Origin of the sequence: Rhizobium brockwellii (assembly GCF_000769405.2) — a bacterium.
In the GTDB taxonomy this organism is placed as follows: Bacteria; Pseudomonadota; Alphaproteobacteria; order Rhizobiales; family Rhizobiaceae; genus Rhizobium; species Rhizobium brockwellii.
Map to the genome: position 1 here is coordinate 2,854,007 of NZ_CP053439.1, position 13,715 is coordinate 2,867,721.

11 protein-coding genes are annotated in these 13,715 nt (G+C 62.5%); 2 read left to right on the forward strand and 9 right to left on the reverse strand.

Annotated elements, in window-relative coordinates; genetic code table 11:
- Positions 1-231 precede the first annotated feature (231 nt).
- The gene (aqpZ, locus tag RLCC275e_RS14280) at positions 232-918 is read right to left on the reverse strand and encodes an aquaporin Z (RefSeq protein WP_003561017.1); all 687 of its coding nucleotides are present in this window, start codon (positions 916-918) and stop codon (positions 232-234) included.
- A 270-nt stretch (positions 919-1,188) separates the two neighbouring features.
- Between aqpZ and RLCC275e_RS14285 the strand changes: the two genes are divergently transcribed.
- Together RLCC275e_RS14285 and RLCC275e_RS14290 are read left to right on the forward strand one after the other, a co-directional pair.
- Positions 1,189-2,502 carry an MFS transporter gene (locus RLCC275e_RS14285; protein ID WP_033181034.1) on the forward strand — a complete coding sequence of 438 codons (1,314 nt, stop codon included), beginning with the start codon at positions 1,189-1,191 and terminating at the stop codon, positions 2,500-2,502.
- Positions 2,503-2,615: 113 nt separating this feature from the next.
- Positions 2,616-3,545, forward strand: coding sequence for a UDP-glucose 4-epimerase family protein (locus tag RLCC275e_RS14290; protein ID WP_033180952.1), 930 nt, complete (start codon positions 2,616-2,618; stop codon positions 3,543-3,545).
- Positions 3,546-3,548: 3 nt separating this feature from the next.
- Here the strand turns inward: RLCC275e_RS14290 and murB are convergent, their stop codons facing one another.
- From murB to RLCC275e_RS14330, 8 genes are read right to left on the reverse strand one after another with little or no spacing between them, the layout of a single operon-like run.
- Positions 3,549-4,523, reverse strand: coding sequence for a UDP-N-acetylmuramate dehydrogenase (gene murB, locus RLCC275e_RS14295; RefSeq protein ID WP_033180953.1), 975 nt, complete (start codon positions 4,521-4,523; stop codon positions 3,549-3,551).
- Complete coding sequence (gene murC / locus RLCC275e_RS14300) at positions 4,520-5,935, reverse strand: UDP-N-acetylmuramate--L-alanine ligase (RefSeq protein ID WP_033180954.1); 1,416 nt, start codon at positions 5,933-5,935, stop codon at positions 4,520-4,522. Before murC ends, murB begins: the two co-directional genes overlap by 4 nt.
- Entirely contained in the window at positions 5,932-7,056 is a 1,125-nt protein-coding gene (murG, locus tag RLCC275e_RS14305) for an undecaprenyldiphospho-muramoylpentapeptide beta-N-acetylglucosaminyltransferase (protein WP_130707794.1), read from the reverse strand. Before murG ends, murC begins: the two co-directional genes overlap by 4 nt.
- A gap of 6 nt (positions 7,057-7,062) precedes the next feature.
- Complete coding sequence (gene ftsW / locus RLCC275e_RS14310; protein WP_033180955.1) at positions 7,063-8,217, reverse strand: putative lipid II flippase FtsW; 1,155 nt, start codon at positions 8,215-8,217, stop codon at positions 7,063-7,065.
- Position 8,218: 1 nt separating this feature from the next.
- Positions 8,219-9,631 carry a UDP-N-acetylmuramoyl-L-alanine--D-glutamate ligase gene (gene murD, locus RLCC275e_RS14315; RefSeq protein WP_033180956.1) on the reverse strand — a complete coding sequence of 471 codons (1,413 nt, stop codon included), beginning with the start codon at positions 9,629-9,631 and terminating at the stop codon, positions 8,219-8,221.
- Positions 9,632-9,638: 7 nt separating this feature from the next.
- Complete coding sequence (gene mraY, locus RLCC275e_RS14320) at positions 9,639-10,739, reverse strand: phospho-N-acetylmuramoyl-pentapeptide-transferase (protein ID WP_003541415.1); 1,101 nt, start codon at positions 10,737-10,739, stop codon at positions 9,639-9,641.
- A gap of 22 nt (positions 10,740-10,761) precedes the next feature.
- Positions 10,762-12,195 (reverse strand): UDP-N-acetylmuramoylalanyl-D-glutamyl-2,6-diaminopimelate--D-alanyl-D-alanine ligase, encoded by a 1,434-nt coding sequence (locus RLCC275e_RS14325; RefSeq protein ID WP_033180957.1) that lies wholly within the window; start codon positions 12,193-12,195, stop codon positions 10,762-10,764.
- On the reverse strand, positions 12,192-13,712 hold the full coding sequence (locus tag RLCC275e_RS14330) for a UDP-N-acetylmuramoyl-L-alanyl-D-glutamate--2,6-diaminopimelate ligase (protein WP_033180958.1): 1,521 nt from the start codon (positions 13,710-13,712) through the stop codon (positions 12,192-12,194). Before RLCC275e_RS14330 ends, RLCC275e_RS14325 begins: the two co-directional genes overlap by 4 nt.
- Between the last annotated feature and the right edge of the window lie 3 nt (positions 13,713-13,715).

Here is a 13,715-nt window from a genome sequence, read left to right on the forward strand (position 1 = left end):
TGCGCGAAGCTGTCTGCGCCGTTTCGGGCCTTTGTCCGACCTGGGTGCATTAGAGCATCATTATGGTTAATGAAGTGTTTACTTTCGTTAACTTCGTATTGCCGCGTCCTTGATTTTTTAACCTTCTCTTCTTCGGGATTGTGCGATCGAAGACGCCGTCGATCCGCGAAAACAAAAAAACCCGCACGGAAAAACCGCGCGGGCTCAATGGGATAGCTCGTTCTCTTGCAGTCAGTCGGCGTCGTCGAGGAATTTCCATACGAGCCCGCCGAGCGCTCCACCCGCAAGCGGCGCAATCCAGAACAGCCAGAGCTGCTGCAACGCCCAGCCGCCGACAAAAAGCGCCTGGCCGGTGGAACGCGCTGGATTGACCGAGGTATTCGTCACAGGGATAGAAACGAGATGGATCAGCGTCAGTCCGAGGCCGATCGCAAGCGGCGCGAAGCCGGCAGGCACGCGACTGCTGGTCGATCCCAGGATGATGATCAGAAAGAACATGGTGAGCAGCACTTCGATCAGCAGCGCCGAAAGCAGTGAATAACCGCCCGGAGAATGATCGCCATATCCGTTGGCGGCAAACCCGCCGAGTTCGAAACCCGCCTTGCCGCTGGCGATGAGATAAAGCAGCGCCGCCGCGGCGATGGCGCCGATAACCTGCACGACGATATAGGGAACGAGGCGCGCCGCGGGAAACCGTCCGGCAACTGTAAGGCCAAGCGAGACCGCCGGATTGAAATGACCGCCCGAAATCCCGCCCACGGCATAGGCCATGGTGAGCACCGTCAGACCGAACGCAAAGGCCACGCCGACAAAACCAATTCCAAGCTCGGGATAGGCCGCGGCCAGCACGGCACTGCCGCATCCGCCGAAGACCAGCCAGAACGTGCCGAGAAATTCGGCAACAAGACTCTTTTGCATGGATATCTCCTCTGCCCTCAACCAGAGGGTTAGCAATGAATCTGTTACAATTCGATTCCGGTCAAGCACGCGGGCAACGCCACGGCAAGCCTCACGCAAGGAAGGAAAACCCAAGGATTTGAGATGACGCCGGGGGACGCGAGCCGGTAATGCATGCGGGGCCGCGTCCCCTGTAAACACTCCATGTTTTGACGTTTTCAGGGACCTGAAATAGCGTTAAAACCCGCCGGCCTCCCACGGCGATTCACAAAAATACTGATTGGAATGAAAATGTCTGACGCGATCTCCGCATCGCCGACTCCTGCCTCGAACAGCACGCAAGTCAATTCTCCGGCCCGCGTCCTTATCGCCAGCCTTGTCGGCACCACCATCGAATTCTTCGACTTCTACGTCTACGCGACAGCAGCCGTCCTCGTCTTCCCGCATCTCTTCTTCCCGGCAAGCGATTCGAACGCCGCAACGCTGCAGTCGCTCGTCACCTTCTCGATCGCCTTTTTCGCCCGCCCCATCGGCGCCGTCATTTTCGGTCATTTCGGCGACCGCATCGGCCGCAAGGCGACGCTCGTCGCCGCACTGATGACGATGGGGCTTTCGACCGTGCTGATCGGCATGCTGCCGGGCTATGATGCGATCGGCATCGCCGCACCCTTGTTGCTGGCGCTTTGCCGCTTCGGTCAGGGCCTCGGCCTTGGCGGCGAATGGGGCGGCGCCGTTCTGCTTGCCACCGAAAACGCTCCTCCCGGCAAGCGCAGCTGGTACGCCATGTTCCCGCAGCTCGGAGCGCCTATCGGCTTCATCCTCTCCTCCGGCTTCTTCCTCATCCTGGCGGAAACGATGAGCAACGAGGATTTCCTCGACTACGGATGGCGCATTCCCTTCATCGCCAGCCTCGCCCTCGTCGCCGTCGGCCTCTATGTCCGCCTGAAGATTGCCGAGACGCCGGAATTCCGCAAAGCCGTCGAAAAGCACGAGCGCGTTGCCGTGCCGATCGAGGTCGTCTTCCGCAACCATCTGCGCAGCCTGATCCTCGGCACCTTCATCGCCGTCGCGACCTTCGTGCTGTTTTACCTGATGACAGTCTTCACGCTCTCCTGGGGTACGACACCTATGGAAAAAGGTGGGCTCGGTTATACGAGAGAGCAGTTCCTGGTCGTCCAGCTTGTCGGCGTCGTCTTCTTCGGCCTGACGATCCCGCTCTCCGGCTGGCTCTCCGATCTCTATTCGCGCCGCATCATCCTGACGCTGACGACGATTGCCATCGCTATCTTCGGCTTCTTCTACGCGACGCTGTTGACCAGCGGTCTCGCAGGCGCCTTCCTGTGCTCGATCATCGGCCTCGCCCTGATGGGCTTCACCTATGGTCCGATCGGCGCTGCCCTGGCCGCCCCCTTTCCGACCACGGTGCGCTATACCGGCGCCTCGATGACCTTCAACCTCGGCGGCATCTTCGGCGCTTCGCTCGCCCCTTATATCGCCACCTGGCTCGCCACCCATTATAGTCTGGACTATGTCGGCTACTACCTCGCCGCCTCGGCCGTGATCTCGCTGGTCTGCATCCGGCTGTCGGGCCGCGAAGAAGTCTGAAACTCGAGCAACAAGTGAACAACAAGCCGCGGCGGCCACGTCGCGGCTTTTTTATTGATGCGGCGAGCACTTCCGGTTAACCGGAGCACTCACGGTAAAACGGGGAACAGATCATGCGATGCCTCATTACCGGCGCAGCCGGCTTTGTCGGTGGGCCTCTCGTCGAAAGACTGCATAGAGAGCGGATATGCGAGCTTGCGGTGACGACGCGATCTGCAGCCGCCAGCTTCCCGACATCTGTGCGGCATTTCCCCATCGAGATAACAAGCGAAACCGATTGGACAGCGGTTCTCGAGGGTATTGATGTCATCGTCCATCTCGCCGCTCGTGTTCACATCATGAACGACCGCGCAGCCGATCCGCTAGCGGAATTTCGTCAGATCAACACCGCCGCCACGTTGAACCTCGCCGAGCAGGCCGCCCGCGCCGGCGTAAGAAGGTTCGTCTTCATCAGCAGCATCAAGGTCAATGGCGAGGAGAACGATCGGCCCTTCCGGCATGACGATACGCCGATGCCGATCGATCCCTATGGCATTTCGAAGCTGGAAACTGAAATCGGGCTGCGTGAAATCGCCGCCCGAACAGGCATGGAAATCGTCGTCATTCGCCCGCCGCTCGTCTACGGACCTGGCGCAAGGGGCAACTTCGCCCTGCTCGTCGGACTTATCATGAAGAAAATACCGCTCCCCTTCGCGTCGCTGAAGAACCGCCGGACCCTGGTCGCCCTTCCAAATCTCGTCGATCTGATCATCACCGGGATGAAGCATCCGGGTGCTGCCGGAGAGACCTTTCTCGCAGGCGATGGAGAAGATCTTTCGACTCCAGGGCTTATCGAAGGGATTGCCGCAGGGCTGGGTGTCAAGCCGATGCTGCTCCCCTTCCCGCCTGCCTTGTTGCAGATGGGCGCGAGGGTCACCGGAAAGGCCGCCGTCTACCAGCGTCTTTGCGGTTCCCTGCAGGTCGATATATCCCATGCCCGCGACGTGCTTGGCTGGTCGCCCGTCGTCACGCCGCGCGAGGGCCTGAAGCTTGCGGCGAAGTAACCGTTACTCGCTCGTCACGCCGTGGAACGGACGCACTTCGCGGCCGGGCATGAAGACGCCGAGGCGTTTGATTTCCCATTCGAGCTTGATGCCGTCTTTTTCGAAGACCTCGCGACGCACCTGTTCGCCGAGATATTCCAGATCGTAGCCGGTTGCCTGCCCCATGTTGATCATGAAGTTGCAGTGAAGCGACGACATCTGCGCTCCGCCGATGACAAGGCCGCGGCAGCCTGCCTCGTCGATCAGTTTCCAGGCCGAATGGCCGGCGGGGTTCTTGAAGGTCGACCCGCCGGTCTTTTCACGCACCGGCTGCACCGTCTCGCGATGATTGCGCACGGCGTCCATCTCGGCGCGAATCTGAGCGCGCTCTTCCGGATAACCCTCGAACAGCACGGAGGTGAAGATCAGATCCGTCGATGCGGTCGAATGCCGGTAGGAATAGCCCATCTCGGCATTGGAAAGCACATGCTTGTCGCCCTTGCGGTCGACCGCATGGACTTCGATCAGCCGCTCGCGCGTCTCGACGCCGTTGGCGCCGGCATTCATGCGCGCCGCGCCGCCGATGCCGCCGGGGATGCCGTAGAAGAAATGGAAGCCGCCGATGCCGTTGTCCATCGCCATCGCCGCCACATGTTTGTCAGGGCAGATGGCGCCGGCCAGGATGCGGTTTTCGCCGGCAAGCTCGACGAAGCCGAACCCCTTGGCCGACAGGCGCAGCACGACGCCGGGAATGCCGCCGTCGCGCACCAGGATGTTGGAGCCGACGCCGACCACCGTCAGCGGCACCTCTTCCGGCAATATCTTCAGGAAGGCGACGAGATCGTCGATGTCATGCGGCTGAAACATCAGCTCGGCTAGGCCACCGGCCCTGAACCAGGTGACACGGTCCATTGGGGCATCCGGCGTGATACGGCCGCGGATATCCTTTACACCCTCTCCGAGAGACGCGAGAAGCTTTTCCCCATTCACCTGTTTCATACGGACTTTCCCGATAGGCCTTCCAGTTGCTTGGGCAGCGCCGCCGCCCAGGATGTGATGCTCCCAGCCCCCAACAAAACCACGAAATCGCCAGGCTTTGCAACCTCCGCGACCATCTGCGGCAGAAGCTCCGCCGAGCTTAGAAAGCGGGCGTCGCGATGGCCGCCGGATTTTATGCGCGAGACCAGCGACACGGAATCGATACCCTCGATCGGATCCTCGCCTGCTGCATAGACGGGTGCCAGGAAGATGCTGTCGGCATCGTTGAAGCAGGCGGCGAATTCCTCGAACAGGCTCGCAAGACGGCTAAAGCGATGCGGCTGGTGGACGGCGATGACACGCCCCTTGCAGGATTCTCGGGCGGCGCGCAGCACCGCCTTGATCTCGACGGGATGGTGGCCGTAATCGTCGAAGATCTGCACCCCGTTCCATTCGCCCGTCAGCGTGAAGCGGCGCTTGACGCCGCCGAAGGAGGCAAGCCCCTTGGCGATATCGGCGCTCGATATGCCGAGCCGGTTGGCAACGGCGATCGCCGCCGTTGCGTTGGAGATATTATGCCGTCCGGGCATCGGCATGACCAGCCCCTTGAGCTCGATCACCTGGCCGGTGCGGCGGCGGCGGATTTCGACGTCGAAGATCGAGCGCGTGCCGTCGATGCGCACATTCATGAAACGCACGTCGGCTTGCGGGTTTTCGCCGTAGGTGATGATCTTGCGGTCCTCGATGCGGCCGACCAGGGACTGCACCTCGGGATGGTCGAGGCACATGACGCCGAAGCCGTAGAACGGCACATTCTCGACGAATTGCCGGAAGGCGGCGCGCACAGCGTCGAAATTGCCGTAATGGTCGAGATGTTCCGGGTCGATATTGGTGATGACGGCGACATCGGCCGGAAGCTTCAGGAAGGTGCCGTCCGATTCATCGGCCTCGACCACCATCCACTCGCCCTCGCCCATGCGAGCATTGGTGCCGTAGGCATTGATGATGCCGCCATTGATGACGGTCGGGTCAAGCCCGCCGGCTTCGAGCAGTGTGGCGACCAGCGAGGTGGTTGTCGTCTTGCCGTGCGTGCCGCCGATGGCGATCGCATTGCGGAAGCGCATCAGCTCGGCCAGCATTTCGGCACGGCGCACCACCGGCAGCAGCTTTTCGCGCGCGGCGATGAGTTCCGGATTGCTCTTCTTGATCGCCGTCGAGACGACGACGACTTCCGCCTCACCCAGGTTTTCTGCCCGGTGACCGACGAACACTTCGATGCCCTTGTCACGCAGACGCTGGACATTGGCGCTGTCGGCCTGGTCGGATCCCTGCACCTTGTGGCCGAGATTGTGCAGCACCTCGGCAATACCGCTCATGCCGATGCCGCCGATGCCGATGAAATGGACGAGACCGATCGTCTTCGGCAGTTTCATGCGCGTGTCCTCTTGAATTCCGCAATTGTCCGTCTGGCGGCAATAGCCTCAACCATGTCGGCAAGCAAGTTCGCGGCATCAGGTTTCCCGGCGAGTTTCGCCGCCGCCGCCATGTGCGAAAGCTTTTCCGGATCGTTCATCACAGCCGTCAGGATTGCCGCGATCTTCTCCGGCGAAAGCTCCGACTGGGCGATCACCTTCGCCCCGCCGGTCGCAGCGAGCGCCGCCGCATTCGCCGCCTGGTCGTGATCGAGAGCGTGTGGGTAAGGCACGAGCACGGCCGGACGGCCGATGACGGAGATTTCCGAAACCGTCGAGGCGCCCGAACGGCAGATGACGAGATGCGCCCTCGCCAGCCTCTCGGCCATGTCGGTAAAGAAGGGGGCGATATCGGCTCCCATCTCCAGCTTGGCGACGCAGCCGCTGACCATCTCCATATCCTCGGGACGCACCTGCTGGGTGATGCGCAGGCGCACGCGAAGCGCGTCGTCGAGCAGGCTGATCGCCGTCGGCAGCGCCTTGGAGAAATATTGCGCGCCCTGGCTGCCACCGAAGACGACGAGGTTGAAGGCCTCACCGGGATGCGACGGTGTGTAAGGCACCTCGGCCGCGGCGACGATTGCCGGGCGGACCGGATTGCCTGTCGTCACCGTCTTGTCCGGAAAGGCCGCCCCCCCCTCCGGTAGGAAACCGCCGGCGATGGCCTGCACGCGGGTTGCCAAGGCCTTGTTGGCGCGGCCCATCACCGCATTCTGCTCGTGGATCATCGACGGCACGCCAAGCCGGGTCGCTGCAAGCAGCGGCGGCACGGTGGGATAACCGCCGAAACCGACGACGATGACCGGCCGCAGCCGCTGGATCAGCTTCTTTGCAGTCCGCATGCCGCTCCAGAGTGTCCATAGCGAGCGGGCGACGGCAACCGGGTTCTTCGAGCCGATCGTCGCCGACGGTACGACATGGATCTCCTCGGCCGGGAACTTGCCGGCATACCGTTCGGCTCGGCTGTCCGTGACGAGATGCACCGAGTAGCCGCGCTCCTTCAGCTTGAAGGCCAGCGCCTCCGCCGGGAACACATGGCCGCCGGTTCCCCCGGCGGCAAGCAGCACGATGCCTTTGCTCATGGTCTTCTACTCCGCCGGCATGCCGTGCGGGACGCGGAAAAGGCTCCGGTCCTGCGCGCGTTTTTCCGGTCGATGGCGGGTCAGCGCCAGAATGAAGCCGGCGGTGACGCAGATCGCCACCATGGACGAGCCGCCATAGGAAATCAGCGGCAGCGTCATGCCCTTCGCCGGCAGCAGTTCGAGATTGACGCCGATATTGATGATCGACTGGATGCCCATCTGCAGCACCAGGCCGGCGACGGCGAAGCGGTTGAAGTCATTCCGTTCGCGATAGGCATGCGAGAGGCCGCGTAGCACCAGCACGGTAAACAGCGCAACGAGCGCCATGCAGAAGACGATGCCGAATTCCTCGGCCGCGACCGAGAAGATGAAGTCGGTATGCGCATCCGGGATGATGCGCTTGACGATGCCCTCGCCCGGCCCCTGGCCGAACCAGCTGCCGCGAATGATCGCCTCGCGCGCCGTATCGATCTGGAAAGTATCGCCCTCGCCGGTCATGAACTTGTCGATGCGCAACGCAACGTGCGGGAAAACGTAATAGGCGCCGAGCAAGCCGCCGGCGCCGCCGATGCCGAGCAGCATGATCCAGATCCATGGCATGCCGGCCATGAAGAACATTCCGCCCCAGACGGCCGTGGTCAGGATAGTCTGGCCGAGGTCCGGCTGCGCGACGAGAAGGGCCGCGACGATGCCGAACAGAATGATGGCAAAGAGATTGCCGGGAATCTCCGGCTGGCGCGCATGTTCGGCAAACAGCCAGGCGCAGACCACGACGAAAGCAGGCTTCATGAATTCCGACGGCTGGATGGAAAGGCCGGCGATCCAGATCCAGCGCCTGCCACCCTTGACCTCCTGCCCGACGAACAGCACCAGCACCATCATGGCGACCGAGATGATCAGGATCAGAATTGCGGTTCGCCGCACCTGGCGTGGTGTCAGGAACGATAGCCCGAGCATGACGCCGATCGAAGGGATCATGAAGGCGGCATGGCGCTTGACGAAGTGGAAAGGCTCGAGCCCGATACGTTCGGCGACCGCGGGAGATGCCGCAAAGGACAGCATGAAGCCGATGCCCATCAGGAAGATGAACATCGCCAGAAAGAAGCGGTCGATGGTCCAGAACCAATCGGCCAGAGGCCCACGTTCCGCGCGGCTTACCATGTCATTTCTCTCCTGTTGCCGGACCGATCAGCATCGTAATCCCGTCAAGCGCTGCCACCTGGCCGACGAAGGCTTCGCCCCTGACTTCGAAGTTCTTATACTGGTCGAAGCTTGCGCAAGCCGGGGATAACATCACGGCCGAAGCAGCGCTCTCGTCGCGTTCGGCATCGGCGGCCGCATGCGCGACGGCGCGCTCCAGCGTGCCCGAGATCTCGTAAGGCACGGCCTCGCCGAGCGTCGCGGCGAATTCCGCCGCCGCCTCACCGATCAGATAGGCCTTGGCAATACGCGGAAAATAGGGAGCGAGCGTCGTGATGCCGCCAGCCTTCGGCAGGCCGCCGGCGATCCAATAGATGCGATCATAGCTCGAAAGAGCCGGTGCTGCGGCATCGGCATTGGTCGCCTTGGAATCGTTGACGAAAACGACACGGCCACGCTGACCGACCGGCTGCATGCGATGCTTCAGTCCGGGAAACGAGGCTAGGCCGGCGCGGATGTGGTCGGCGGAAATCCCGACGGCAAGGCAGGCGGCAACGGCGGCGGCGGCGTTCTGCGCATTATGGCTGCCGCGCAGCGTCTGGATGCCGTCGAGATCGGCGAAGGGCAGCATGGCGCCGCCGGCGGCCTGGATGAGTTTCGTGCCCTCGGCATAGATGCCGTCGGCCAGCACGCTGCGGCGCGAAATACGGATCACCTTGACGCCTGCCCGCTCGACGCGGTCGGCGATCAGGGCCGAATGGCTATCGTCGACGCCGACGATCGCGACATCGCTGCCGGCGACCAGCCGTTCCTTGATATCGGCATAATGCTGCATCGTGCCGTGACGGTCGAGATGATCGGGCGTGAGGTTGAGCAGGATGCCGGCAGACGGGTCCAGCGTCGGCGCCAGATCGATCTGGTAGGAGGAGCATTCGACGACGTAATAACGCTCGGCCTTCGGCGGCTCGAGCGTCAGTACGGCCGTGCCGATATTGCCGCCGAGCTGCGTGTCGTAGCCGGCGGATTTCAGGATATGGGCGATCAGCGCCGTCGTGGTCGACTTGCCGTTGGTGCCGGTTATGGCGATGAAAGGGCAATCCGGCGCATAGGCGCGGCGCTCGCGCACAAAGAGTTCGACGTCGCCGACGATATCGACGCCGGCCGCGCGGGCAAGATCGACGGTCCAGTGCGGCTTCGGATGGGTGAGCGGCACGCCGGGCGACAGCACGAACAGCGCCTGCTGGCTCCAGTCGATGTTGTGCAGGTCTTCCGTCCTGATGCCTTCGGCCTCGGCCTTGGCGACACTGTCGGGATTATCGTCCCAGGCGGTCACCTCGGCACCGCCTGATATCAGCGCCCGGGCGGTGGCAAAGCCGGAGCCGCCAAGCCCGAAGAGCGCGACCTTCCTGTCTTTGAGCGTCGTGACCGGGATCATCGCTGCCTCACCGGAGCTTCAGCGTCGAAAGGCCGAGCATGGCAAGGCCGACGGCGACGATCCAGAAGCGGATCACCACCTGGCTCTCGGTCCAGCCCTTCTTCTCGAAGTGATGATGGATCGGCGCCATCAGGAAGACGCGCCGGCCGGTCATCTTGAAGAAACCGACCTGAATGATGACCGACAGCGTCTCGATGACGAAGAGGCCGCCGATGATCGCCATGACGATCTCGTGCTTGGTGGCGACGGCGACGGTGCCGATCGTGCCGCCGAGTGCCAGCGACCCCGTATCGCCCATGAAGATGGCGGCCGGCGGCGCGTTGAACCAGAGAAAGCCGAGGCCGGCACCGATGACGGCGCCAAGCACGACGGCGAGTTCGCCGGTGCCGGGCACGAAATTGATCTGCAGGTAGTTGGCAAACACCACGTTGCCGGCGAGATAGGCGATGACGCCGAAGGAGGCGGCGGCGATCATCACAGGCACGATGGCAAGCCCGTCGAGACCGTCAGTCAGATTGACGGCATTGCCGGCGCCGACGATGACGAAGCCGCCGAAGACGACGAACATGATGCCGATATTGATCATGAAGTCCTTGAAGAAAGGGAAGGCGATCGAGGAGCCGAAGGTCGAACCGGCAATCCCCGAGGCAAGGGCGGTGCGCATCATGAAATAGACGGCGATGCCGGCGATGACGAATTCGATGCCAAGACGCGCCTTGCCGGAAAAGCCCATGTGGCTCTGCTTCGTTACCTTGAGATAATCGTCGTAGAAGCCGATCGCACCGAAGCCCAGCGTCACCAGCAGCGTGGCGACGACATAGACGTTGGAAAGATCGGCCCAGAGTAGCGACGCGCCGACGATGCCGGCGAGGATCATCAGCCCGCCCATGGTCGGCGTGCCGGCCTTTTTGAAATGCGTCTGCGGCCCGTCGGCGCGGATCGGTTGGCCCTTGCCCTGCCTGATGCGCAGCGAATTGATAATCGTCGGCCCGAACAGGAAGACGATCAGTGCTGAGGTGAAGAGAGCAGCCCCCGTGCGGAAGGTAATATATCTGAACAGGTTCAGAAATTTGAAATATTCCGACAGTTCGACAAGCCAGATCAGCATTCAGGGCCCCTTGTTTACCCGATCAAAATTCGCGTTGCGTGTCGGCAAATGCCGGGAACTTGTCAAGGAGCGCGGCGACGATCTTGCCGAAACCGATGCCCAGAGACGATTTCACCATCAACACGTCGCCTGGCGCGACCGAGTTCAATACATAATCCGTCAATTCGTCCGTGTTCTCGCGATATTCGACATGGACGCTTTCCGGCAGCGATTCCTTGAGCGCAGCCATCTCGGCTCCTGCGAGCCAGACATGTTCGATGCCGGCAGCAAGCAGCGGCACGGCAAGGTCGGTATGGACCTTTTGCGCATACTCGCCCATCTCCAGCATGTCGCCGAGCACGGCGATACGGCGTCCGCGGCCGGTCGGCTCGGAGGCCGCCAGCAGTGCGATCGCCGCCCGCATCGAGGCCGGATTGGCGTTGTAGCTCTCGTCGATCAGCGTGAAGCTGCCGCCGCCGATCACAAGCCGGTGGCGTTTACCCCTGCCCTTTTCCGGCCTCAGCGTCGCAAGCGCTTCGATTGCCTTCTGCATATCGGCGCCGACGATCCTGACGACGCCGAGCGCTGCGAGCGCATTCTCGGCGATATGGCGGCCCGGCGCGCCGAGCGCGACCTCCAGGGTCTCGCCACCAATCGTCAGCCACAGCGTCGAATTCTCGTCGGAGCCATTGAATTCTGCGAGCCGGAACTCGGCCTTGGCATGCTGGCCGAAGGAATGGATATGCTCGATGCCGAGCGATTGCGCCGTGCGATCGAGGAAATTGAACTGGTCGTTGTCGCGGTTGAGCACGACATGGCCGCCGGGTTCGAGCCCCTCGAAGATCTCGGCCTTGGCGGCGGCGATTTCCTTGATGTTCTTGAAATTGCCGAGATGCGCCGGCGCGATCGTCGTGATGATGGCGACATCGGGACGGATCATCGCCACCAGCGGCCGGATCTCGCCGGGATGGTTCATTCCGACTTCGAAGACGCCGTAATCCGTATCCTCAGGCATGCGCGCCAGCGTCAGCGGCACGCCCCAATGATTGTTGAAGGAGGCGACGGAGGCGTGCACTTTGCCGGAGGGCGCCAGCACATGCCGCAGCATTTCCTTGGTCGTCGTCTTTCCCACAGATCCGGTCACTGCGATGATCTGGGCCTGCGAGCGCTCGCGCGAGGCAAGGCCGAGCCGGCCAAGTGCCGCGAGCACGTCTTCCACGACGATCATCGGCACCGTCAGGCGGCCCATGGCGGGAAGTCTCGCCTCGCTGACAACGAGAAGCGAAGCGCCATTCGCCGTCGCCATCGATGCGTAGTCGTGACCGTCGACACGGTCGCCCTTGATTGCGAAGAAGGCTTCGCCTGGGGTAATCGAGCGGCTGTCGATGGAAATACCGGTGATGCCGTCGGGCGGAGTGCCGAAGGGGCGCCCCGCCATCACTGCGATCATGTCTTCGGTCGTCCAGAGCCAGCTCAAGATTTCAGGTCCTCCAAGGCCTTGCGCACCTCCGCATGATCGGAAAACGGCAGGGTGACGCCGCCGATCGTCTGCCCTTCCTCATGCCCCTTGCCGGCGACGATCAGCGTATCGCCGGATCTCAGCATGCCCACAGCCTCGCGGATCGCCGTGGCGCGGTCGGCGATTTCCGAGGCGCAGCCTGCTGCCGCCATGATCTCCGCCCGGATCGAGGCCGGCTCCTCCGAACGCGGATTATCGTCGGTGACGATGACGACGTCGGCAAGTCGGCAGGCAATTTCGCCCATGATCGGCCGTTTGCCGCGGTCACGGTCGCCGCCGCAGCCGAAGACGACGATGACGCGGCCTGTCGTGAAGGGTCTGACCGAGCCCAGCACATTTTCCAACGCATCCGGCTTGTGGGCGTAGTCGACATAGGCGAGCGCGCCGTCTTTCGTATGGCCGACGAGTTCGAGACGGCCGGACGCGCCGACGAGCTTCTCGAGCGCGGCCATTGCAACCCTCGCCTCAACACCGGTCGACATGGCAAGCCCTGCTGCGACCAGCGCATTGGCCACCTGAAAATCGCCGGCCAGCGGAATGTCCACCTCGAAGATCTCGCCGCCGATATGGATCTCGGCCATCTGCTTGTGGCGGAAGTGCTCGACGCGTTTCAAGGAGAGGTAATCGCCCTTTCGCCCGACGGTACGAACGTCGTGACCGGCATCGGTCGCCGCCTTGATCGCCTGCGCCGACCATGGATCGTCGGCAAAGATCACCGCCGGCGATCCCTTCGGCAACAGCGTATCGAAAAGCCGCATCTTGGCGGCCATATAGGCCTCGATCGTCGGATGATAATCCATGTGGTCCCGGCCGAGATTGGTAAAGGCGGCGGCCGCAAGCTTCACGCCGTCGAGCCGGCACTGGTCGAGGCCGTGGCTGGACGCCTCCATCGCGGCATGCGTCACGCCTTCTCCAGCGAGTTCCGCCAGTAGCGCGTGCAGAGACACCGGATCGGGCGTCGTCAGCGAGCCATATTCGTTGCGCGTCGGCGAAACGACGCCCGTCGTGCCGATCATCGCGGCCGCGTGGCCCGCATGCGCCCAGATCTGCCGGGTGAAAGAAGCGACGGAGGTTTTGCCCGCCGTGCCGGTAACGGCGACCATGGTATCGGGCTGCTTGCCGTGGAAACGCGCGGCGGCGATGGAAAGGAAACGGCGCGGCTCCTTAACCGCAAGCACTGGGATCGAAGCATCGACGGCTTGCGAGGCGATCACGACGGCAGCGCCACGGCTTGCGGCATCCGCGATGAAGCGCGCACCGTCCGCCTTGGTGCCGGCGACCGCGACGAAGGCATTGCCCGGCGTCACCTTGCGGCTATCCGAAGACAGACCTGAAATATCAAGCAAGCCTGCCGGGCCTTCGAGCTGTGCTTCAAGTTCCGGAAACTGATCTCCGGCCAGGTCTCGCAATTTCATCGAACGCACTTTTCTCTCTTGAAGCCGGTTCACCCCTCGCGAATCGGCGTCGATATTCATTCA

Bases quoted from the DNA above. Each gene is read 5' to 3' on its own strand.
- aqpZ (WP_003561017.1), bottom strand. From the start codon at position 918: ATGCAAAAGAGTCTTGTTGCCGAATTTCTCGGCACGTTCTGGCTGGTC.
- RLCC275e_RS14285 (WP_033181034.1), top strand. From the start codon at position 1,189: ATGTCTGACGCGATCTCCGCATCGCCGACTCCTGCCTCGAACAGCACG.
- RLCC275e_RS14290 (WP_033180952.1), top strand. From the start codon at position 2,616: ATGCGATGCCTCATTACCGGCGCAGCCGGCTTTGTCGGTGGGCCTCTC.
- murB (WP_033180953.1), bottom strand. From the start codon at position 4,523: ATGAAACAGGTGAATGGGGAAAAGCTTCTCGCGTCTCTCGGAGAGGGT.
- murC (WP_033180954.1), bottom strand. From the start codon at position 5,935: ATGAAACTGCCGAAGACGATCGGTCTCGTCCATTTCATCGGCATCGGC.
- murG (WP_130707794.1), bottom strand. From the start codon at position 7,056: ATGAGCAAAGGCATCGTGCTGCTTGCCGCCGGGGGAACCGGCGGCCAT.
- ftsW (WP_033180955.1), bottom strand. From the start codon at position 8,217: ATGGTAAGCCGCGCGGAACGTGGGCCTCTGGCCGATTGGTTCTGGACC.
- murD (WP_033180956.1), bottom strand. From the start codon at position 9,631: ATGATCCCGGTCACGACGCTCAAAGACAGGAAGGTCGCGCTCTTCGGG.
- mraY (WP_003541415.1), bottom strand. From the start codon at position 10,739: ATGCTGATCTGGCTTGTCGAACTGTCGGAATATTTCAAATTTCTGAAC.
- RLCC275e_RS14330 (WP_033180958.1), bottom strand. From the start codon at position 13,712: ATGAATATCGACGCCGATTCGCGAGGGGTGAACCGGCTTCAAGAGAGA.